Consider the following 2,843-nt stretch of genomic DNA (forward strand, 5'->3'; position numbering starts at 1 on the left):
TGTTACCTGAATTGCATGAATGAGACCGTTGGTATCTACAGCGATATGTCGTTTGATTCCTGACACTTTCTTTCCGGCATCGTAGCCTTTTTCACCAGCCGTCCATGTGTTTTTCACGCTTTGTGCATCTACGATGCAGAAACTCGTCTGCTTTATGCGCTCACTTCCTCTCACTGAACAGCTATAGTTTAAATTTCTTGACTTTTAAGACAAATTCCTTTAATCTTCTATCGACAAAATCATGTGAAATACATCGTATTTTGCTAATATTTTACACATCTCGATAAAAAGGGAGTTGTTTCCATGTTTACAAAAGAAAGTTATGCAGGTTCTCGTGAAAAGCAGTATGAGACAGTAATTAAACAACTGGATGCATTATTAACTGGCGAATTAAACGTAGTCGCAAACTTATCAAATGCGTCCGCATTATTAAACCAATTTTTAGATCGCGTTAATTGGGTTGGCTTTTATGTAACAGAAGGAAATCAGCTTGTTCTTGGGCCATTCCAAGGAATGCCAGCTTGCGTACGTATTCCATTCGGACGCGGTGTTTGCGGCGTAGCAGCTGAAACGAAAACAACGCAACTTGTAGCGGACGTTCACCAATTCCCAGGACATGTCGCTTGCGATAGTGCCTCTAATTCGGAAATCGTTGTACCGATTATAAAAGACGAAAATGTCATTGGTGTACTTGACATTGATAGTCCTGAAAAAAATCGTTTCGATGAAGTAGATCAGCACTATTTAGAAAAGTTTGTGGAAACACTGTTAAAACATATATAAGAAAAAGAGTGAGTTATCGATTAAGTACGTAATGTACGAAACCGATAGCTCACTCTTTTTTATTGATTACTAACAGTAGATATTTTCTTTAACGCTTGCTCTAGATCAGAAACGATATCCCCCCACGATTCTAAACCGACAGATAAACGTATTAAATTATCGAAAATACCCATTTCTTTTCTTAGTTCTGCCGGAATCGCAGCATGCGTCATTGTTGCTGGATGCTGAATTAACGTTTCTGTATCACCTAAACTTACCGCGATCGTAATAAAGTGAAGGTCATTGATAAACGCTTGTGTTTCCTCTTTCCCGCCTTTGACAGAAAAAGAAATAACGCCACCGCCCCGTTTCATTTGGCGAGATGCTAACTCCCCTTCTGGGTACCAAACCCCTTCTACTACATCATGATTTTTTAGGAACGATACAATTTTTTCTGCATTATCACAATGACGATCCATTCTTGCTGCTAACGTCTTTAATCCGCGTAATAATAACCACGCATCAAACGGCGCCATAATACCGCCGATATCTTTTCGCATCGGACGAATTTTTCAGCTAACACTTTCGTTTTACAAATTGTTACACCCGCTACAACATCACCATGGCCACCAATATATTTTGTCGCACTATGCACAACAGCGTCACAACCAAGCTCAAGCGGTCTTTGTAAATAAGGTGAACAAAACGTATTATCAACAATGACGAGTAGGCCATTTCGCTTCGCAACCCCGATAACTTGTTTTAAATCAATTAATTTCATCGTTGGATTAATTGGCGTTTCAACGAAAAAGAGCTTTGTATTCGGACGAATTTTCTTTTCAATATCAGTCTCTGTTTCCATATCACAAAACGAATGCGTAATCATAAATTTTTCTTCTAACACTTCTAAAAAGCCGTACGTGCACCCATATAATCCATTTGAACAAATAATATGATCTCCAGCCTTTAAAAAACCAATTAAAGTTGCTGAAATAGCTGCCATACCAGACCCGAAGGCAAGTGCTTCTTCTCCTCCTTCTAACACAGCCATACGTTCTTCAAATAATTTTACAGTCGGATTTCCAAGCCTTGAGTAAATATAAGAACCTGTCTAAAATCTGGGGTATAATCTATGTAAAAAGGATGATTCCTATGATACACAATTATACAAGTAATATATCCCGTGAACAGTTTGAACTGATTCGAGAGGATTTAGAAAACGCACGGAAAAGGACGCGCCCCCGCACAGTCGATTTGTACGAAGTATTCTGCGGTGTACTGTACCTGCTCGCAACAGGCTGCCAATGGCGTAATCTGCCAAGTGACTTTCCAAACTGGAAAACCGTGTATGCCTACTATCAAATTTGGCGGAAAGTAGACGAGTTTCTGCATCGTAGATGCACAAAGCGTGAAAAACACATGGACGGCTGGTGAAAAAGGCTACGATGCCGGAAAGAAAGTGTCAGGAATCAAACGACATATCGCTGTAGATACCAACGGTCTCATTCATGCAATTCAGGTAACACGGTTGAAGTCATTAAACGCTCTGAACTTCACAAGTTTGTTGTGTTACCGAAACGCTGGATTGTGGAACGAACTTTTGCTTGGTTGGAAAATTACCGCAGACTGTGGAAGAACTGTGAACGAACACTTGAAAATAGTAGACAGAGTTRCTTATTGGCAGGTGTGGCGATTTTACTAAAAAGATTCTAGACAGGTTCTAAGAACTTTATTTTAAACCCATAATTGACCTTATTAAAAAACTCTTTTACCCAAACTATACTTTAAATAATATTAAGATCTTCTCTTATGGTTGAATACATATATAAATCATCGAATTTACCACAAGTAAATTCATAATGTCTCAGCAACCCCTCTCTTCTAAAGCCTTGCTTTTCTACTAGTTTTTGTGATGGGAGATTCGCAGGTTCAATTAAAGCTTCAATTCTTTCTAACTGAAAGTGATGATAGCCATACTTAACAACGGCCTCCAATGCTTCACTAGCTATCCCTTTTCCCCAGTAATCTTTGCTTAATTCATATCCAACTTCAGCTCGATAATGTTTGGTAAGCATATTAAG

2 protein-coding genes and 3 pseudogenes are annotated in these 2,843 nt (G+C 38.9%); 2 read left to right on the plus strand and 3 right to left on the minus strand.

The features are described 5' to 3' along the window. A pseudogene (locus AC1DKZ_RS32650) lies at positions 1-147 on the minus strand (transposase); the annotation flags it as partial. Between the two features lie 156 nt (positions 148-303). Here AC1DKZ_RS32650 and AC1DKZ_RS32655 point away from each other — a divergent pair. Then, on the plus strand, positions 304-783 hold the full coding sequence (locus AC1DKZ_RS32655; protein ID WP_476997957.1) for a GAF domain-containing protein: 480 nt from the start codon (positions 304-306) through the stop codon (positions 781-783). Positions 784-842: 59 nt separating this feature from the next. On the opposite strand, the pseudogene megL reads toward AC1DKZ_RS32655, so the two are convergent. Then, positions 843-1,867, minus strand: a pseudogene (gene megL, locus AC1DKZ_RS32660) (methionine gamma-lyase); the annotation flags it as partial. A gap of 47 nt (positions 1,868-1,914) precedes the next feature. Between megL and AC1DKZ_RS32665 the strand changes: the two are divergent. Further along, positions 1,915-2,475, plus strand: a pseudogene (locus tag AC1DKZ_RS32665) (transposase). Between the two features lie 71 nt (positions 2,476-2,546). Here the strand turns inward: AC1DKZ_RS32665 and AC1DKZ_RS32670 are convergent. After that, the coding region (locus AC1DKZ_RS32670; protein ID WP_476997958.1) for a GNAT family N-acetyltransferase at positions 2,547-2,843 on the minus strand (297 nt) is incomplete at its 5' end.

It is taken from the genome of Bacillus sp. 05T21 (genome assembly GCF_056396785.1).

Bases quoted from the DNA above. Each gene is read 5' to 3' on its own strand.
- AC1DKZ_RS32655 (WP_476997957.1), top strand. From the start codon at position 304: ATGTTTACAAAAGAAAGTTATGCAGGTTCTCGTGAAAAGCAGTATGAG.